Origin of the sequence: Delftia sp. ZNC0008 (genome assembly GCF_000799035.1) — a bacterium.
Classification (GTDB): domain Bacteria; phylum Pseudomonadota; class Gammaproteobacteria; order Burkholderiales; family Burkholderiaceae_C; genus Comamonas; species Comamonas tsuruhatensis.
This window is the reverse complement of record NZ_JTKZ01000062.1, coordinates 1-370: the sequence shown is the minus strand read 5'-3', so window position 1 is coordinate 370 and position 370 is coordinate 1. Positions and strand designations below refer to the sequence as shown.

The 370-nt window shown below is 64.3% G+C and carries 1 protein-coding gene; it reads left to right on the top strand.

What is annotated here, in order from left to right:
• The coding region (locus L995_RS01945; RefSeq protein ID WP_047468586.1) for an acetamidase/formamidase family protein at window positions 1–370 on the top strand (370 nt) is incomplete at both ends.

The window sequence follows — 370 nt, the reverse complement described above, 5'->3', positions numbered from 1 at the left end:
CCGCGTCCTCATCAAGGGCGGCATGGCCAAGTACGGCATCAAGAACCCCATCTTCAAGCCCAGCCCCATCACGCCGCGCTATGACGACTACCTGATCTTCGAGGGCATTTCGGTGGACGAGAGCGGCAGGCAGCACTACCTGGATGTCAACGTGGCCTACCGCCAGGCCTGCCTGAACGCCATCGAATACCTGAAGAAGTTCGGCTACAGCGGCGCCCAGGCGTATTCCATCCTGGGCACGGCGCCCGTGCAGGGCCATATCAGCGGCGTGGTGGACGTGCCCAACTCCTGCGCCACGCTGTGGCTGCCCACGGGCATCTTCGACTTCGACATCAACCCCAACGCCGCAGGGCCCGTCGTCCAGACGCGG